Source organism: Flavobacterium sp. UBA7680, from assembly GCF_002482975.1.
GTDB lineage: Bacteria > Bacteroidota > Bacteroidia > Flavobacteriales > Flavobacteriaceae > Flavobacterium.
Genome location: NZ_DLHA01000032.1, coordinates 148,725 through 167,372 on the forward strand (window position 1 = coordinate 148,725; position 18,648 = coordinate 167,372).

Consider the following 18,648-nt stretch of genomic DNA (forward strand, 5'->3'; position numbering starts at 1 on the left):
TTATAGCTTTATGTCGTTAATAATTTTTCCATCATCAATCGTAATCATACGGCTGCATTTGTTCTTCCAGACATCATTTTTAGAAGTAACAATTACCGTCCAGTCATTTTCTTCGGCAAGTAAAAAATCAACAATTTTACCCGACGTCAGTTCGTCCATTTTATCAACCGGATCTTCAAGGAATAATATATTAGGTTTGGTCACAATACTTCTGGCCAAAAGAATCTTTTGCACATCAGAAGCCGAAAGTTCGCGTCCGCCCGGATGGATTTGATGTTCCAATCCGTTAGGGAAAGTCTTGATATAAGGCGTTAAACATACATTATCTAAAGCCCATTTTAAATCGTCATTATTAATGGTTTCGTTTCCAAAAAGAATGTTTTCCTTAATTGTTCCTTCAAAAAGCGTATCACCTTGCAAAAGCGTTCCAGATTGTGCTCTGTAACTATCTTCGTCTAAACGGTTCATGAAATTATCGGTCACATACATCGCCCCGCTTTCCGGCTCCAGCAATCCGGCAAGTAGGCGTAATAAAGTACTTTTTCCGGCACCGTTTGTTCCTCTTAAAATGATCTTTTCGCCCTGATTTATTTTCAGGTTAATATTTTTAAGTGATTTTTTATTGTGTTCCGGATAATTGTAAGCAATACTTTCTGTTTCGATTGTAATTCCCGTTTCGGTTACGGCAGAAGTTTTTGGAATGCATGAAATTTCCATATCGGTAACCTGTCCAATTTTTTCCAAAGAAGTTAATACGTCGTAAAAAGATTCTAACCCAAAGATTATTTTTTCTACAGAATTGATCAGCAATACAATTACAATTTCAGCTGCCACAAACTGCCCAATGTTCATTTGATGGTGAATTACCAGAAAACCACCAATCGACAAAAGAGCAGCTGTAACAATTACTTTAAAAATAGTAAGCTGAATGTATTGTTTTTTCATTACCTGAAAGTGCTTTTCGCGGTAATTGACATAATGACTCACATAACCGTCATTTCTGTCTAAAGCATAATCGAAACCGCCTTTTCTGCGGAAACTTTCACGATTACGTGCAATTTCCTGAAGCCAGGCCGCTACTTTATATTTAAATTTTGATTCGTTAAGGCTTGTTTCTAAACCATCTTTATAAGAAAATTTAAAAATGACATACAGAATAACAACAAACAAAAGTCCGATTACCGTAAAAAAGGAATGATATAAAACCAGCAAAATAATACCCAAACCAACCTGCAAAAAGGCGGTACAAAAGTCAAGTAAAAGTTTTGCTGTTCCTTTTTGAACCATCAGCGTATCAAAAAATCGGTTTGCTTTTTCGGGCGCGTATTCAGAATACATTTCTTTAAACTTAATTAAAGGCAGTCTGTAAGCAAACTCAAATGACGAACGTACAAAGATTCGCTGCTGCAGATTTTCTACAATTCGCAGCTGCAGAATGGTTAAGATTCCGCCAAAGCCAACTCCAATTGTAACCAGAAAAACCAGCACAATCCACGAAACACTAAGCTGTCCGCTTTGAATAAAGTTAATAATCGCCTGAATTCCTAAAGGCAGGGAAAGGTTTACCAAACCCGCAAAAGCTGCGTAAAATATAATTTGGTATACGTCACGTTTGTCTAACGCGAGTAAGTTGTAAAAACGTTTTAAAGGTGTCATGGATTTATATATAAATACAAGATTAATAGATGTTAATTTACGAAAAATATCGCATTAAGGATTACAAAAATTATCATAATCCAATCAAAACTAAATACTTATATTACAAACCGTGGAGGAGGCAAATGGATCTTGCCGTGAAATCCAAATGAGAAAATTGGATTGTTTATATAGTTTTTTCCTTTAAGATCATTTTGAAAATAAAATCCCGGTACAGACGCATCTAAAGGAACCAGATATTCTAATAGCACAATTCCTTTTGCAAGTTTAGTGGTCTTCGTATCTTTTGTTTCGTAGTCGTCCAGTTCTTCGGGAATACCGTCGCACTTGAAGATTTTCTTCAGAATATTACATGCTATTCCTTTAACAGAATGAGTTTCGGCATTTTCTTTTATAATTCGGCTGAAAGTTCCTGATACATTAATACTGCTCAATAAAAAATAGCCGATTAGTAACGCCTGAAGGCATTTACATAAAAGGCTATTTTTAATTTTATTAAGCATCGTAAAAAATAAATTTCAGGGCGCAAGTTAAAACTAAATTTTCGTCGCTACATTAGAATAACATTAGAATTCAAATTATTATCACCTACTGATTTTACTGACTTTCTTACTAATAAAATCATAAAAAAAGCGACTCAATGGCCGCTTTATAATTTTATATTTTAATGAGTTTTTAATCCCATTTATTGCTTTTTGAAGCTGCAAATTTTCCTCCTCCGGTAAAAAACAATGCAATTGCCGTAAAGAAATATAATCCCAGAAGGTCTAATTCCCATCCTCCGTGATCGCTCAATTTAAAAATATCCTGACTGTGTGCCATTAAAACTGCTACTAAACAGTTGAATGCTAATATTAAAGCAGCAATTCTGGTTCTAAAACCAATTATAATTAAGATTGGTGCCAAAATTTCGCCTATGATAACGCCATAAGCAAAGAAACCCGGAAGTCCTTTTTCTACAAGCATTCCGCTTATGAAATCTAAACCTCCTTTAAATTTTGAAATACCATGCAAAAGCATTAAAAATCCAATTGTAATACGAAGTATTAACAAACCAAAATCGTTGTTTTTTCTCATTTTTAAATAATTAGGTTAATAAAAAAATCAGTATTTCATACCAAATAATTATTGAGTATGATAGCTGCTAAGAGTAAAAATAGTAAAATTATATTGGGAACCAACTTTTGCTGTTTTTAAAGTTTTTTGAAAAATATTTTTTATAAATGAATAAACGTTCATTTATTATTATATCTTTGCAGAGTCAATTCAATAAAATCCTTTTCATTTTGAGAACAAGAGATATTAATAAAGAAGAATTAGTTAAAGAGAAAACTATAGAAATGATTGTAAAGTATGGCATAGAAGGCTTTACAATGAACAAACTTGCCAAAGAGTGCGGGATTTCTGTAGCGACGCTTTATATTTATTATGCCGACAAGGAAGATCTGATTAAAAAAATTGGAACTGAAATGGGCACTTACTTCTTTAAAAGTTCGCTTAAAGATTTCTCGCCAGAAATGCCTTTTGTAGAAGGTCTTGCAAAACAATGGGAAAACCGATCAGAGTTTATGCTGAAAAACACTGATAAAATTGCCTGCTGGGAAATTCTTCAAAATTCAAATTATGGTGAACATATCGTTAACGAAAGTTTGATGGAACTCAAAGAAATCATGACGAAGTTTTTGCATCGGGCAATTGAAAGAAAAGAAATAGTGCCAGTATCAAAGGAGGTATTCTGGAGTATTGCTTATGGCCCGCTGTACAACTTGCTGCGTTTTCATGAAAAAGGTAAAGGACTTGGAGGTAGCACTCCATTTCAATTAACAAATGAAATACAACAAGAAGCTTTTAGACTCGTGATAAAGGCATTAACACCTTAAATTTTATGTTATGAATGTATTGATATTCGCCACTAATATAAAAACAGAGACAAGTAAAAACAAAATCGCAACATTTTTAAATGCAAACAAATCGATCCTGCAATGGACTATTGATCAGGAAGATATTGATTGTGTATTGAGAATTATAAGCGAAAAACTAAATGCAGGTCAAATTATTGACTTATTGAATTTTCACAATTTTGACTGCAAAGAACTACAATAATTATATGAACGAAAAACAAACTTTAGTACCTAGTTTTAATGGCTATCAAAAACTGGTTATATTTCTTTTAGCTATGACACAATTTACAGTTGTGCTTGATTTTATGGTAATGTCGCCGCTTGGAGATATTATGATGAAAACTTTAAAAATTACGGCTTCTCAATTTGGTATTGCCGTTTCTGCTTATGCTTTTAGTGCCGGAATTTCCGGATTACTAACGGCTGGTTTTGCAGATAAATTTGACCGAAAAAAATTGTTACTTTTCTTTTACATCGGATTTACAATCGGTACTTTATTCTGTGCCCTGGCTCCCAACTTTTTTCTGTTGGTTGCGGCGCGCATTTTCACCGGATTATTTGGCGGTGTAATTGGTTCTATCTCTCTTGCTATTGTTGCCGATTTATTCAGCTTACAGCAAAGAGGAAAAGTAATGGGATTTATTCAAATGGGATTTGGCGTTAGTCAGGTTCTAGGAATCCCGATTGGTTTATACATTGCAAATGCATGGGGATGGCACGTTCCGTTTTTATGGATTGCAGCAATGGCGGCTATTATCACAATGATTTTATATGTGAAGTTAAAACCTGTTACGGAGCATTTACTTTTAAAACAAGAAAAAACAGCTTTGATGCACTTGTATCATACTGTTTCTAAAAAGAATTATCAGGTTGGTTTTTTAGCTACTGCCCTGCTTTCTGTTGGAGGTTTTATGATGATGCCTTTTGGTAGTGCATTTGCCATCAACAACTTAAAAGTAACAAATGAAGAATTACCTTTATTATTCATGATTACCGGAATTGCTACTTTAATTACAATGCCGTTTATTGGTAAATTGAGTGACAGGGTAAATAAGTTTAAAATCTTTGCATTTGCTACCGTATCTGCTGTGATTCTAATAAACATTTACGCTCAGTTTGGCCCAACTCCTTTTTGGATTGTATTGGTGATCAATGTACTTATGATGGCAACCATTATGAGCAGAATGGTTCCGTCAACTACTTTAACCTCTGCTATTCCAGATCCGCAGGATCGTGGTGCTTTTATGAGTATTAACTCGTCTTTACAGCAAATGGCCGGAGGTTTTGGCGCTGTAATTGCCGGATTAATCATTTATCAAAAAGACAGTTATGCACCGTTAGAACATTATGATATTCTGGCAATGACTGCTTCCGGAATTATGTTGCTTACTATCTTTTTAGTATTTAGAGTAAGTAAAATTGTTGATACCAAAACGAATAAACTTTAATTTGGAATTTATTCTTCAGGTTTAAACAAATTCTCAAATAGTAAAAACTCCCAAAGTAATTTGGGAGTTTTTTTGTGCTTATAACTCAAACTCATTTTACAGCCTATAACAATTATAGCAGCATAGAAAACTCAATTTCAATATGTTATAATCTTTAAGCTAATGTTAATTTTTCAAACTTTTAACAACTAATCTAACATTATAAAAGTTTTAGTACCAAAAATTATCTCTTTTGTGACATAAAATCTTACTCCTGTGTCAATTTATCAATAGCTGCTTTATATGTACAGTAATTTTAGTAGAAAAAACAAGGCTCAATATCAAAACTAATACTACTGTGTCGAAGCAAAGTAACGCTACTAATACTTTCGCTTCAAAACTTGCGGAAACAGCCAATTGTAAAAGCTTGCCTTTACTTCTGGAGGAATCATCGCATCTATACTCAAGGTACAACGTTAGCATATTGGACTTAAACATGTTATAATCAAAAAATCAATTAACAAAAACAATGTTTAACCCTTTAATTCCCAAAAAACTAACACCATGGAACCTAATTCCCAAACAAAACTCTTTTTAGAGGTTTCGGCGCTTCTAACCGGTTTCAGTAAAACTGAACTCAAAGCCACCGGAATGCTGGAAACCTATTACAACACGATCCAGAAAAACACTGACAAACAAGACATCGATTATTTCTTTCTTGATGTTCATGTGCTTTTAAATGACAAGTCCAAAAAAAACATTGAAGCCACTTTAGCTTCACAATTTATGGCAGCTTCTGCCTATAACGGATTGGCAAAAAACATCATTATTCTTTGGTATACCGGAAACTGGGGAAGCGAAGTAATTTCATCAGCTTCTTACATTCAAGGTCTTATGTGGAATGCCGCGCATACACATCCGCCGGGAGCAAAACAACCGGGTTACGGCTCATGGGCAGAACGCCCGCTTACAGTAAAAAATTCATAACAAAAAGGTAATCAAATGGAAAATAATTATGATGTAGTAATTGTTGGTTCCGGTATTGCCGGATCAATAATAGCAAAAGTTCTTACCAATGCAGGTAAGAAAGTTTTAATGCTCGAAGCAGGCCTTTCTGCAGGTTTAGCAATGGATCAGGATGCTAATTATAAAAACTATCAGGATTATCTTAATACGTTTTATAATGCTTCTGCAAAAGTGCCAAATGCACCTTATCCGAATATAAAAGATGCGCCTTCAATTGATGTTCTTGATATTCAGAAAATCCCAAAAGACAGACCTTCAACAAAAGGATATTTGGTACAAATGGGGCCGCTTCCTTTTGCAAGTGACAATACAAGAGCGCCAGGCGGAACAACGCTGCACTGGCTTGGAACCACACTTAGAATGCTGCCAAGCGATTTTGTAATGAAATCTAAATACGGCGTTGGCGTAGACTGGCCTATTAAATATGAGGATATGTCACGTTATTATGAAATGGCCGAAAACGAAATTGGTGTTTCGGGAAATGTAGAAGATCAGCAGTATCCTAACGGACAAAGTAACATTTTCGGTAAAGATTATGTGTTTCCAATGAAAGGAATTCCAACAAGTTACCTTGACGGCGTAATGAAAAAGGTAATTGATAAAAACAATAATATTAAACTTAATGGTAAAGATTATAAATTGACTTGTATCAGTACGCCGCAAGGACGAAATTCAATCCCAAATCTTAAGTATAATATTGGCGGCGTTGAATGGAATCCCGGTTCAAAAAAATTAGATATTATCAAAAATCAACCCGGAGAATATGATCCGGTTGGCGCAAACTGGGATCAATATACTGGGCAGCGCTGCGAAGGAAATGCAAGCTGTGTACCAATTTGTCCGGTTCAGGCAAAATACAACGCCCTAAAAACATTCAGAAAATGCGACATGGGAAATCTTGTCGTAAAAACACAATCCGTTGCTTCTCGATTGTTAATCAACGAAACTTCAAACTGGATTAACGGCGTTGAATACAAAACGTACGTTAAAGGAAGTTCTTCTTCATACGAAACCCATACTGCAAAAGGAACTTTGTATGTAATGGCCTGCAGCGCAATTGAAAATGCTAAATTATTATTAGCGTCAGGAGCAGCAAACAGCAGTGACCAAGTGGGACGTAACTTAATGGATCACATGACGGTTTTAAGATGGGGATTATCAAAAGATCCAATTTATCCATATCGCGGTCCGGGTTCTACTTCTAACATTCCAACTTTTAGAGATGGAGAATTTCGTAAAGATCATGCCGCCTGGATTCTTCCATTAGACAATTGGGGCTGGGCATGGCCAACTGGATCTCCTGCAACTGATGTTATTAATGCTGTAAATGAAGGCATTATTGGAAAAGAACTTCGTGCTAAAATTGAAAATCTGGTTACCAGACAATTTTTTACGCACTTCGAATGCGAGCAGGCTCCAGATCCTGATAACCGCGTAAGAATCGATCCTCAGTACAAAGATAATATTGGCAATTACAGACCTGTAATTTATTATAAAGCAACAGAATATATGCTGAAAGCTTTTGAAGCATCAGGAATTGTTTCTGAGCAATTGTTCAGCCAATGCGGTATTGAAGATTTTACTTATTACAATCCGGCTTCAGATGCTGATTACGTGACTTACAAAGGCAAGGGCTACACTTTTGCTGGTGCAGGACACATTGTAGGAACACACAGAATGGGATTCTCTAAAGAAGATTCTGTAGTCGATGCCAACATGCGTACGTGGGATCACGAAAACCTGTTTTTAGTAGGCTGTGGAAATATGCCGACTCTAGGAACTTCAAACCCAACTCTAACTATGTCTGCCTTGACTTTTAAAGCGGCAGAAGCTATCCTTCAACAACTTGAACAATAACTATTATGGAAAATAAATTATTTCAAAAGAACAATCCAAATCGTCAAAAGTTAATTAAACCAATTGCTGATCTGGATATTAACGAAGAGGTTTACTCTGTTGCTACAGATAATGCCTTTATTGCTGATAATGAATTCAATATTGATGCGCCTGCAATAGCAGCCAAAAAAAGCACATTGAAAACATCATTGAAAATGTCTAAAAGTGATGTGAAAAATTATATTAAAGATTTGAAACATCTTCAGGATTGTCTTAGAACCGCTTTAAAATTAGAGCTTTCAACAATTCCTCCTTACTTATGCGGACTTTACACCATTAAAGAAGGAAGCAATGTTGAAGCAGCCGCGCTTATCAGAAGTGTTGTGGTTGAAGAAATGCTGCACATGGTTTTGGTATCTAATATTCTGAACGCCATTACAGATCCAAAAACAATAAAAAAAGGGGATAAACTTTTTAATGTAAAAGATATTATTCCGGTTTACCCTACTCCGCTTCCGGGCGGCATTGTTCCTGAAGTTCCTAAAGGATCACCTCCATTTAAAGTTCATCTTTTAAAATTCTCCAGAGAAGCATTAGATGAATTTTCTACAATCGAAAGGCCTTCAGATCCTAAAGCTCCTATTACCAAAAATTTTGACAGCATTGGTCAATTTTATGAAGCGATTCGTTACGGTTTGCTTCGTTTAAATGAGAAAGCAAAGAAAACAACAAAGAATGGAATTTTCATTGGAGATCCAAGCCGTCAAATTACTGCTGAACATTATTACGGAAGCGGCGGTAAAATCACAAAAGTTGTAAATTATGAAGATGCCGAAGAAGCAATTGGTGAAATTGTAGGTCAAGGTGAAGGTATCGACGGAACTATTGCAACTGAGCAGGTTTTATTTGGAGAAGATATTGAATATGCACATTATTTCAAGTTTCAGGAAATCTGTTTTGGAAGAATGTACAGCGCGAACGACACCAATTTTCAAATGCCTGTAAAAAGTATCCCAACAGGAAAACCTTTTACAGTAAGCTGGTCATCAGTTTATAATATGAAAGCCAATCCAAAAATGAAAGATTATGAAAAAAATCCTGAATTGTTGGAAAAAGCAAAAGACTTCAACAAAGTATATGTACAGCTCCTAAACGGAATTAACGATGCAGTGAGCGGTGAACCTGATCTTCTTATTAAAGGAATTACTGTAATGTATGAACTTAAATACAAAGCGTTGGAATTACTAAACATTCCGCTTGAAAATGGCGAATGCGCAGGGCCAACATTTGAATATGTAGAAGTATAAAAATGGCTATTTCAATTTCAATGGCAATGGCAATTTTAATTCCTATTGCAATGACAATGGCTATAACTCAAAATTCATAACTAATAACTCATAATTCAAAAAACTATGTATTACCCACTTGAAGCAAAATGGACCATTTTGCCTGGAAATGAAGAAAAAGCAAAAACAGCTTTAATTCAATTGGCAAAAGATGTTCAGGAAAATGAACCGGAAACTTTATTGTATATGGTTCACGTTCCGGATTTCAACCAAAAAAGTCTTCCGACTCCGCCACAGGGTCAGGTAATTTTTTGGGAAGTTTATGAAAATCAGGATGCGTTTTTTAAACATGTAAACGGTCCCATATTTACTGAATTTGTAAAAACTTACGGCGATTTATTTCTAAGCGATTTTAGTACACCGCCAAATGTTTTCATGACCACTGAAGTATTATTTCAGATTCAAGGATTTAGCCGAAAAGCGCTTTAAATTCTCAAAAAAAATAAAACCCATAAAAAACAAAATCAATTCAAATAAAATAAAATGGCATCACAACAAAATAATCCGTTAGCAAACCTGAACCTGTCAGGTTTAGAAAAGCTAGAAGCAAAACCAGTTAACAAAGGGCTTACATCAAAATTTAAAGCCGAAGCTGTAACAACTGAACCAGTTAATCTTGGTGTATTAGAATCTTTAGTAGGAACCTGGGTTGGTCCGGGATTCAATATCATTGAAGTTCCAAATATGAATCAGGCAAAACCGGGCCCTCCTCCGGCTGATAAATTCAAAATCATATTAAATTCAACGGCAGAAACTTTTACTTTCAATTCAATTGGAGGTGATATTATCAACCGTGGAAACGCACAATCTGATATCGCATTTCAAGGCTTACATTATTTACAGCAGGTAGATGATGTAAATCTTCCAAGCGGTCAAAACGGAATTCATTTAGAAACGGGATTATTCTTAAATCTTCCAAGTGGCACTGATCCAGCGGTACAGCCAAGTATCGCCAGATTAGGTTCAATTCCGCATGGAGATTCAATTTTAGCACAAGGAACTTTCTTTACCGTAAACGGCCCGCCGCAATTTGAAGTGGCAGATCCTACTCCATTTTTTATTGTAAATGGGAAAAGAGTAAACGATACCAGCGAAACGTATTTATCGCAATTGGTAAATGCTGTTCCTCCTCCGGGAATTGCAAAAGAAGTAATTATGAATCCGAATATTCTTTTGGAAAATGCCATTAAAGGACAAAACATCACTAAAACAGTTGTGATCTTTTTAGATGCAAACCCAATTGATGGCGTTGCAACTCCGGGCGCAACTGCTCCTGTTGGCGGTATTACAAACATTCCGTTTGTAAATGTAAATGCAAATGCAAATAGTCTTTCTGCAATTTTTTGGATAGAAACTGTTGAAAATGCAGATGGTTCAGAATTCCTTCAATTGCAGTATACACAAACCGTAATCCTTGATTTCCCCGTTTTTGCCCCAGATGGAAGCGTTGTCGAAATTAAATGGCCTCATATTTCAGTAGCAACACTTCGTCTTCAGCAATAATAAATACTGAAGAAAATCAACAAAAAACATTTAAAAGAAATTCAAATGGAAAATTCAATTAATACACCCATGTTGCTGCACAGCACGTACTTCAATCTGGGTACAAGTAATACGCAAGGCATTGTAGAAGCTTATATGGCCGAAGCAAGACAATATCTTTCTGAATCTGTGGGAATGATTTCATTCTGGATTGGCGTTAGAGCCGATGATATGATTCGTCCTGAAAATGATCTTAATTATGACATTGCCATGCATCAGCTTTTTGTAAATGAAGATGCTTTTAATGTCTATAACGGAAATGATTCTGCACACAATCAATTTGTTATCGATGTAAACAGATGGGTTCCGGGCACAACAAGACGTGTTATGGACGCTTATGTAACCAATCTTATTATTGGCGGAAATTCTTCGGAACCACAAACTATTGGCGCCGATGGAAACTATCCGCAAAGTATGTTTCATGACCTGTATTTCTCTCTAAAAGATAAATCTCCGGAAAACATTAAAAAGTTTACGGATATCTGTGTAGAATATTTATCAGGTCATCCGGGAATTCAGCTGTTTACAACTGGAGGATTAACAGATATTAAAAGAAATGTTTCTGTTCGAAATTTTGATGTTGCGGTTTCTATTATCTACGAAAGTAAAAAAGCGTACGATGATTATCTGACAAGCAAAAAGCACGAAGATTTTTTTCCAGCAACAGCCGGAATGATTGACAACACGTACATTTTTGATTCTTATATAAAATATCAGTCAAAAGTGTATTCGCTTACCAGATAAAAAATTAACCCCAAAAACTAAAAATCATGATAGAAACAGCAATTCAGGAATTAGTTCGTGAACTGAGCGGTTATGTGCTTCAGCCCGGCGATTCAGAATATGAAGACGTTATAAAAATTGATAACGGACGAATTCAGTTCAGACCGCGTTTAATCATTTTTCCGGCCGTAGTTGAAGATGTCAGACTGGGATTAAAATTTGCCATTACAAATGATCTTCCTTTTTCAATAAAAGGCGGCGGACACAGTGCTGCCGGCTATTGTCTTAACGAAGGCGGTGTTGTAATTGCAATGAAAAATTTAAACAGAATTACATTCAACCCTAAAAAAGAAACCGTTACGGCAGAAATGGGCGTAATCTGGTATGACGTTTACAAGTTTATGCAGTTAACCAATACTGGATTAATTCCTGTAGGCGGCGGCTGCCCTACTGTTGCGCCTCCGGGATTTATGCTTGGCGGTGGTTATAGTTTTGTTTCGCGTTCTTACGGAATGAGTATTGATAATCTTGAAAGTTTAAAAATCGTTACTCCAGACGGCGAATTACGTCACATTGGTGTACACAGTACTTCTGCAGAAGATATTGATCTTTTCTGGGCTTGTTCTGGCGGCGGCGGCGGAAACTTTGGTATTGTAGTCGAAATGGAAATGAGAGTTCGTAAACCATTAAGCAAAAAAATGCTTGTGGGACAAATTCGATATCCGTTAGAAATGGCCGAAGATGTATTGGGTTATTACAACGAATGGGTAGAAACAGTTCCAGATGCAATGGCCGTTTATGGTTTTATGGGAAATCAAAAAGACCTAATCGACAAAACGACCAATGTAAAAGTGCTGGGTTTAACTCCGGTTTTTAATGGCGATGGCGCCGAAGGAATTGAATTGCTTCAAGGCCTTTTAAAGCTAAAACCAATTAATGCGGATTTGTTTAATATGACACTTCCAGACTGGGAATTTTATAATGGTTACACGACAAGAGTTGCCGGAAGAAGTTCTTACATCCGTTCTACCGTTCTTCCACAAGGCGGAATGAATAATAAAGTAGCAAAGGTTATTATCGAATCAATGAGTAAAGCTCCGTCTGCAGAAAGTTTTGCCGTTTGGACACATGCCGGCGGTGCCATCGAAAATGTTGCTTCAGATGCTACGGCTTATGTACACAGAAACAGCCGTTTTATTCCAGAAGTTAAAGCAATCTGGGATTTAGATAAACCTGGTGATACGCTGAAAAATGTAGAATGGGCTTATGAATTTTTCGAAAGATTATCTGATGCCGGAAATGCTACGGGGGCTTATGTAAACTACATTGATCCTTTGCAGCACAACTGGGCACAAGAATATTATGGAAGCAATTACAAACGCCTTTTAGAAATTAAAAAGAAAGTAGATCCAAACAATTACTTTAATTTTCAGCAAAGCGTTGGTTCGCCATTTAATCCAACAAAAGAATTAACAGATATCAGCCCGATCAACCGAACCAGAGTATAATGCTTTACTAACCTAAATCCTCGAAGTTTTACTATAAATCTTCGGGGATTTACTATTTCTAACAAACCAATTAAACATTAAAATTATGTCACCAGCATCTGAAATAATTAGACTGCTTAATTTACAGCTAAACAGTACCGAAGGCGGCTATTTTGCCAATACTTACCCTATTCCGCCTGTAGAAAACACTCCATGCAGTGCCATTTATTATTTTCTGGATAATTCCCGCTGCTCTATTATGCATAAAGTTACAGGAGATATGTTATATCATTTTTATGCCGGAAAGCCTGTAGAAATGCTTTTATTGTATCCTGAAGGTCATACGCCAAAATCTGAAGTCTGCATTTTTAGTAATGATATTACCAAAGGCGGAAAACCAATGAAAGTGATTCCGGGCGGAACTTGGATTGGTTCCAGAATTAAAAGTAAAGATTCCTGGAGCCTTATGGGAGTATCAATGGCACCTCCATTTAATCCGGATAATTACTTTTTAGGAGATCGAGATACCTTAATTAAGCAATATCCTGAACACAAAAAATTAATTATTGCCCTTACCAATCCCGCATAAACAGGCATTTTTTGAAATTTTTTAAAAAATAATCTTCTTTTTGTTTGTAGATATGACCAATCGGTCATATATTTGTACCGTTAAATAAAAGCTATCATGGCAAAAGGTGAAGAAACCAGACAATTTATTATAGAAAAAGCAGCTCCTATATTTAATACAAAAGGAATTGAAGCTACTTCTATGAGCGATATTATGGAAGCTACCAAACTGTCTAAAGGAAGTATGTATGTTCATTTTGAAAATAAAGAAGTACTTGCTTGTGCCGCAGTTGATCACAATATTAAACTTTTGACAAATAGAATACAAAATGCGCTAAGCAAAAGCAAAACTGCAAAAGGACAATTATTTGCATACATAGATTTGTTTAGTGATGCACTTGAACCACCAGTTATTGGAGGCTGTCCTATATTAAACTTTGGTACAGAAGCCGATGATACAAACCCAATTGTAAAGGAAAAAGTCCACAAAGCAATTTGTTCCGGTCAGGTTTTACTTTCTGGTATTATCGAAAACGGAATTAATAAAGGAGAGTTTAAAACAGATTTAAAACCAACTGAATTTGCAACTGTAATTTTTGCAATGCTCGAAGGTGGACATTTAATGTCTAGAATGTCTGGAAACAATGGCAGAATGGAAGTCGTTGCTAAAACCCTAAAAAATTTAATAGATCAAAATAGCATCTAATTTTTTTTATCAAAAAAATGACCGATCAGTCATATTTAAAAATATCAATTTCAATGTCAAAAGACAATTTCAATAAAAATTACAATACCAATTAAAATAAGATCATTCACAATTAACAATTCACATTAACAATTTAAGAAATCATGTCAAAAACAATTTTAATTTCAGGAGCATCAAAAGGATTTGGAAAAGCCTGGACAGAAGCATTTTTAGAAAAAGGATATAAAGTAGCTGCAACAGCAAGAAATATCGATACATTAAACGATTTAAAAGCAAAATACGGTGACGCAATTTTACCTTTAAAACTTGACGTAAATAAACGCGAAGATTCATTTGCAGTTGTTGAAAAAGTAAAAAATCATTTCGGAACAATTGATATTCTGATCAATAACGCTGGTTACGCTTTAAATGGAGCTGTTGAAGAAGCAAGTGAAGCAGAAGCAAGAGCACAATTCGAAACTAATTTCTTTGGAACTTTATGGTTAACACAAGCTGTTTTACCAATTATGAGAAACCAAAAAAGCGGACACATTATTCAAGTTTCTTCTATTTTAGGAATCGCAACTTTACCGGTTATCGGACTTTATAATGCTTCAAAATTTGCTGTTGAAGGTTTAAGCGAAACTTTAGCATCTGAAGTAAAACAATTCGGAATCAATGTTTCTTTAGTAGAGCCAAATGGTTATTTTACTGATATTTGGGGTAACGGATTCCACAGCGAAAGTATTCCTGCATACGACGGAATCAAAAAAGCCCTTGCAGACGGACATGATCCAGATACTTTTGGACAAGTAAATGCAACTGTACCAGCAATCGTTAAATTAGTTGAAGCAGAAAATCCTCCTTTACGTTTATTTTTAGGAAAAGTAGCTTTACCATTTGCAAAACAAACATACGAACAAAAACTAAAAACATGGGAAGAATGGGCTGACGTATCTGTTGCTGCTCACGGATAATTAATACTGTTCATCATAATAAAAAAGGCAATCTGTAGATTGCCTTTTTTATTTATTTTTTGGGAAGATAAATCCAAAAGATTGTTCCTTCACCGGGTTTACTGGTAAAATTAATTACACCGTTATGGTTTTCAATAATTCGGCGGCACAAGGCTAGTCCTATTCCGTTTCCTCCATATTGATCACGTTCGTGTAATCTTTGGAACATATCAAATATACGCTCCGAATATTGACTGTCCATCCCGATTCCGTTATCGGCAATTGAAATTATATGATAATTTTCTAATGAAGATACGCTATTGTCTTCAGGAATAATTGATGCAGAAATAGTTACTACAGGTACAGAAGTATTAAATTTTAAGGCATTGTTGACCAAATTATAAAATAACTGGCGAAGTTGTGTATCAAGTCCCATAACTGTCGGCAATGGCTTAATATCTATTATGGCATTCTTTTCCTCAATAACCAGACTTAAATCTCCTAATATTTCAGAAAGGGTTTGGTTAAGGTCGACTTCTTCAAATATTTGTTTCTTATTATCTATTCTCGAATAATTCAAAACATCAGTAATAAGGTTCGAGAGTCTTCCTGCAGACAGCGTTATTCTATCAAAATAATATTGTTTTCTTTGGTCTTCAGTTAAATGTTCCCCGGCGCGCGAAAGCATAATCATAATTTTACGAAGCGGTTCCTGAAGATCGTGGCTGGCAATATAAGCAAACTGTTCTAATTCTTTATTTTTAAAAACCAGTTTTGAGTTGGCACTTTCTAACTCACGCTGAATTACTTTTAATTCTGTATTATCTTTCAGGGTTTCTACCACCATTTTTTGAGCGTTGATGTCTACAAAATAGACTAGCCAGCTGTTAAAAGTGCCGTCTTCTGCCTTGTTTGGCATAATCGAAATTAAATGCCAGATATAACTTAAACCATGTTTGATCCTGGTTTCTCCTAAAAATTCAGAACGTTTTGATTTTGCTGTTTTCCAGCCTTCCAATATTCCGTCAATATCATCAGGATGAATAAAATTACTTAGGTTTTTCTTGTCGAAAGCAAGCATCGGGACTTCTAAATAATGCTCTAATGACTCATTGGTTAAAAGCACATTATTACGCTCATTTATTACACAAATTAAAATAGGAATTGTGTTGGCGAGCTGTTTGTATTTGTTTTCACTTTCTGTCAGTTTTTCTGAAAGTGCAATGAGTTCAATATTTTTCTTTCTGATTTCATCGTAAGGCGATAAAGGCGGTTCGAATTTAAAATAATCGATAAATCCTTTTATTTTGGTTTCTGAAAGAAGTCCCGGAGAAGCAACCGGCTGGCTTATTCTCGTTGTAGACTGATTCTCAAAATAACTGTATTCTATATTTCCGGAAATTCTGGACGCATAATTAAAGGCTTCGGGATTGCAGTTTTTTAAATCTACAGTATCTGTAATAATAGCGACAATTTCTTTTTGAGTGGCTTTTACAATATTAATGCCTAAAACAAGCAAGGAATCTTTACCTTTTGCAATCGAGCATCTTGCTATTTCAGATACTGCTGTCGAAAATCTTGTCTGGAAAGAAGATGGCATACCGCACATTTCAGCAATTTTCATGCATCTTTTGTGGGCCAGTATTAAGTCCATTTCGTTATCCAGATTTATTTTTATGATTTCCTTCATAACTAAATTATTTTACCAACAAGAATTGTGGCATCATCTGTACCTCTAATATTTTCCTTAAGCAATGCTGATGCAATTATTCCGGGACTTTGTTTAAATATAGAAGTCATATCGCTAAGATTCCATCTTGTTCTCAGTCCGTCACTATGCATAATAATAATTTGGTGCTTTTTGTAAGGAACAACCGAATTGTTTAATGTACGCGGAATATTATGTCCGATAATTCCATTATAAGGCGTATAAGTTTTGTTTTCTAATCCGTCGTAAATTCGGGTATTGATATTGCCAATTCCACAAATATTCCAAACTTCTAAACCATAATCTACTGTGGCTACTGTAGCAACAAGACCCCGGCTTTTTTTTACTTTTGAATGGATATCACTAAGAATTTCTGCAGGATCAGATTCTGTAGACTGCTTAAATGCTTTAACCGCAAGCTGCACAGCTTCATGGGCATTTTGACCGTGACCTAGACCATCGCCTACAAATATTTGAAATCCTTTTTTAAGATTTTTAATATAATAAGCGTCGCCGCAAACTTTTTCGCCGGGATAATTTAAAGCAATGGCACTATGATTTAAGCCTTTTTTTATATCAGACAAACCAAAATCCGACTTTTCGCAAATTTTTACATACTGGACACAACCCCAATTTTTCATGGAATAAATCTGAAAATCGTTGCTTAGTCTTTTGATCGAGCCCAAACCATGTCCCAATGTATTGGTTGACGAATAACCGTCATTCATTATTTTTGACACATTTTCAAATCCTATTCCTTTATCAAGGCAGTAAATTTCAATTTCATTTTGTCCTTCCTCTACATTAGCCCGGTACAGCAATTCACCGCCATTTGCATATTTAATAAGATTGGAAGTTAATTCTGCCACAATGATATCCGTTTCTCCTGCTCTGTGCGGCGTAAATCCTAATTGAAGTGCCAGGTTATGTATTTCTCTTTTTATAAAAGCGATTAGACTTCGATCGTCTATCTTATAAGTGGAAAAAGTATTATCCATTTTTCCATTTTGTTATAGTGACGGTGGTACCGTTTCCTAATTCTGTTTTAATATCAAATTCATTGACAAGCCTTTTAGTACCCGGTAATCCTAAGCCTAAGCTTTTACCGGTACTGTATCCATCTTTCATAGCCAGTTCTACATTAGCTATTCCGGGGCCATTATCAATAAAAGTAACGCGTACGCCATTATCCCGGCCATTACTGACCGACTCTATAATGACTTTACCGCCGCCGCCATATTTAAGGAGATTACGAACAAGTTCGCTGGTTGCCGTAATTAATTTAGTTTGATTTAAAATGCTCATCCCAATTTTTACGCCATACTCTTTTACCCGGTTGCGCAATGGTACTACATCTTGTTCTTTTACTATAGGTATTTCTTCTTTACTATTCGTTATCGTCGTCATAATTCTGCTCTTCATTATCGCTTAATTGCATTTTCGAGCGCAGTAGATCCATGCCTTTCTCAACATTCAGGGCACTTATAACTCCGTTTAAAGATAATCCTAATTCTACCAGTGTAATAGCCACAGCCGGCTGCATTCCTACAACTACTGTTTGTGCGTCCATTATTTTAGACATTACAGCTATATTTCCTAATATTCGCCCCATAAATGAATCGATAATAGAAACCGCCGATATATCAATTAATACACCTTTTGAACTATGTTTGCTAATGGTATTTATCAAGTCTGATTCAAGATTTTCTGCAAGTTGATCGTACAAATCTACTTGTATTGTAACAAGCAGAAAATCTCCCATTTTAAGTATAGGAATTCTTTCCATAT

General features: G+C 35.5%; 20 protein-coding genes. 13 read left to right on the top strand and 7 right to left on the bottom strand.

Annotated elements, in window-relative coordinates:
• From B3C18_RS14715 to B3C18_RS14725, 3 genes are all read right to left on the bottom strand, one after another.
• The gene (locus B3C18_RS14715; RefSeq protein ID WP_291148065.1) at nt 1-1,656 is read right to left on the bottom strand and encodes a peptidase domain-containing ABC transporter; all 1,656 of its coding nucleotides are present in this window, start codon (nt 1,654-1,656) and stop codon (nt 1-3) included.
• Between the two features lie 98 nt (nt 1,657-1,754).
• On the bottom strand, nt 1,755-2,159 hold the full coding sequence (locus B3C18_RS14720; protein ID WP_291148067.1) for a hypothetical protein: 405 nt from the start codon (nt 2,157-2,159) through the stop codon (nt 1,755-1,757).
• A 172-nt stretch (nt 2,160-2,331) separates the two neighbouring features.
• Nucleotides 2,332-2,733: a DoxX family protein gene (locus tag B3C18_RS14725; protein WP_291148069.1), complete on the bottom strand. Its 402-nt coding sequence runs from the start codon at nt 2,731-2,733 to the stop codon at nt 2,332-2,334.
• Between the two features lie 209 nt (nt 2,734-2,942).
• Here B3C18_RS14725 and B3C18_RS14730 point away from each other — a divergent pair, with 209 nt between their 5' ends.
• The 13 genes from B3C18_RS14730 (at nt 2,943) to B3C18_RS14790 (ending at nt 15,173) form a co-directional block, all read left to right on the top strand.
• On the top strand, nt 2,943-3,536 hold the full coding sequence (locus B3C18_RS14730) for a TetR/AcrR family transcriptional regulator (RefSeq protein ID WP_056199592.1): 594 nt from the start codon (nt 2,943-2,945) through the stop codon (nt 3,534-3,536).
• Nucleotides 3,537-3,546: 10 nt separating this feature from the next.
• On the top strand, nt 3,547-3,759 hold the full coding sequence (locus B3C18_RS14735) for a hypothetical protein (protein WP_291148071.1): 213 nt from the start codon (nt 3,547-3,549) through the stop codon (nt 3,757-3,759).
• Nucleotides 3,760-3,763: 4 nt separating this feature from the next.
• The gene (locus B3C18_RS14740; protein WP_291148073.1) at nt 3,764-5,005 is read left to right on the top strand and encodes an MFS transporter; all 1,242 of its coding nucleotides are present in this window, start codon (nt 3,764-3,766) and stop codon (nt 5,003-5,005) included.
• 543 nt (nt 5,006-5,548) lie between these two features.
• Entirely contained in the window at nt 5,549-5,971 is a 423-nt protein-coding gene (locus B3C18_RS14745; RefSeq protein ID WP_073487598.1) for a sugar dehydrogenase complex small subunit, read from the top strand.
• 15 nt (nt 5,972-5,986) lie between these two features.
• The gene (locus B3C18_RS14750; RefSeq protein ID WP_291148076.1) at nt 5,987-7,867 is read left to right on the top strand and encodes a GMC family oxidoreductase; all 1,881 of its coding nucleotides are present in this window, start codon (nt 5,987-5,989) and stop codon (nt 7,865-7,867) included.
• Between the two features lie 5 nt (nt 7,868-7,872).
• The gene (locus B3C18_RS14755) at nt 7,873-9,153 is read left to right on the top strand and encodes a ferritin-like domain-containing protein (protein ID WP_291148078.1); all 1,281 of its coding nucleotides are present in this window, start codon (nt 7,873-7,875) and stop codon (nt 9,151-9,153) included.
• 105 nt (nt 9,154-9,258) lie between these two features.
• A complete protein-coding gene (locus tag B3C18_RS14760) occupies nt 9,259-9,621 on the top strand; it encodes a putative quinol monooxygenase (protein WP_053472730.1) in 363 nt (120 codons plus the stop codon).
• 54 nt (nt 9,622-9,675) lie between these two features.
• A complete protein-coding gene (locus B3C18_RS14765; protein WP_291148081.1) occupies nt 9,676-10,695 on the top strand; it encodes a heme-binding protein in 1,020 nt (339 codons plus the stop codon).
• Between the two features lie 45 nt (nt 10,696-10,740).
• Nucleotides 10,741-11,478 (top strand): Dabb family protein, encoded by a 738-nt coding sequence (locus B3C18_RS14770; RefSeq protein ID WP_291148083.1) that lies wholly within the window; start codon nt 10,741-10,743, stop codon nt 11,476-11,478.
• Between the two features lie 26 nt (nt 11,479-11,504).
• Nucleotides 11,505-12,965: an FAD-binding oxidoreductase gene (locus B3C18_RS14775; protein WP_291148085.1), complete on the top strand. Its 1,461-nt coding sequence runs from the start codon at nt 11,505-11,507 to the stop codon at nt 12,963-12,965.
• An 85-nt stretch (nt 12,966-13,050) separates the two neighbouring features.
• Nucleotides 13,051-13,533: a cupin domain-containing protein gene (locus tag B3C18_RS14780; protein ID WP_291148087.1), complete on the top strand. Its 483-nt coding sequence runs from the start codon at nt 13,051-13,053 to the stop codon at nt 13,531-13,533.
• A 96-nt stretch (nt 13,534-13,629) separates the two neighbouring features.
• A complete protein-coding gene (locus B3C18_RS14785) occupies nt 13,630-14,217 on the top strand; it encodes a TetR/AcrR family transcriptional regulator (RefSeq protein ID WP_291148089.1) in 588 nt (195 codons plus the stop codon).
• 143 nt (nt 14,218-14,360) lie between these two features.
• Nucleotides 14,361-15,173, top strand: a complete 813-nt coding sequence (locus B3C18_RS14790; protein ID WP_291148091.1) for an SDR family NAD(P)-dependent oxidoreductase — start codon at nt 14,361-14,363, stop codon at nt 15,171-15,173.
• Nucleotides 15,174-15,225: 52 nt separating this feature from the next.
• On the opposite strand, the gene B3C18_RS14795 is transcribed toward B3C18_RS14790, so the two are convergent.
• From B3C18_RS14795 to B3C18_RS14810, 4 genes are read right to left on the bottom strand one after another with little or no spacing between them, the layout of a single operon-like run.
• A complete protein-coding gene (locus tag B3C18_RS14795) occupies nt 15,226-16,842 on the bottom strand; it encodes a sensor histidine kinase (protein ID WP_291148093.1) in 1,617 nt (538 codons plus the stop codon).
• A gap of 2 nt (nt 16,843-16,844) precedes the next feature.
• Nucleotides 16,845-17,858 (bottom strand): ATP-binding protein, encoded by a 1,014-nt coding sequence (locus tag B3C18_RS14800; RefSeq protein ID WP_291148096.1) that lies wholly within the window; start codon nt 17,856-17,858, stop codon nt 16,845-16,847.
• On the bottom strand, nt 17,851-18,267 hold the full coding sequence (locus tag B3C18_RS14805; protein ID WP_291148098.1) for an anti-sigma regulatory factor: 417 nt from the start codon (nt 18,265-18,267) through the stop codon (nt 17,851-17,853). Before B3C18_RS14805 ends, B3C18_RS14800 begins: the two co-directional genes overlap by 8 nt.
• Entirely contained in the window at nt 18,248-18,646 is a 399-nt protein-coding gene (locus B3C18_RS14810) for an STAS domain-containing protein (RefSeq protein WP_291148100.1), read from the bottom strand. Before B3C18_RS14810 ends, B3C18_RS14805 begins: the two co-directional genes overlap by 20 nt.
• Nucleotides 18,647-18,648: the final 2 nt, after the last annotated feature.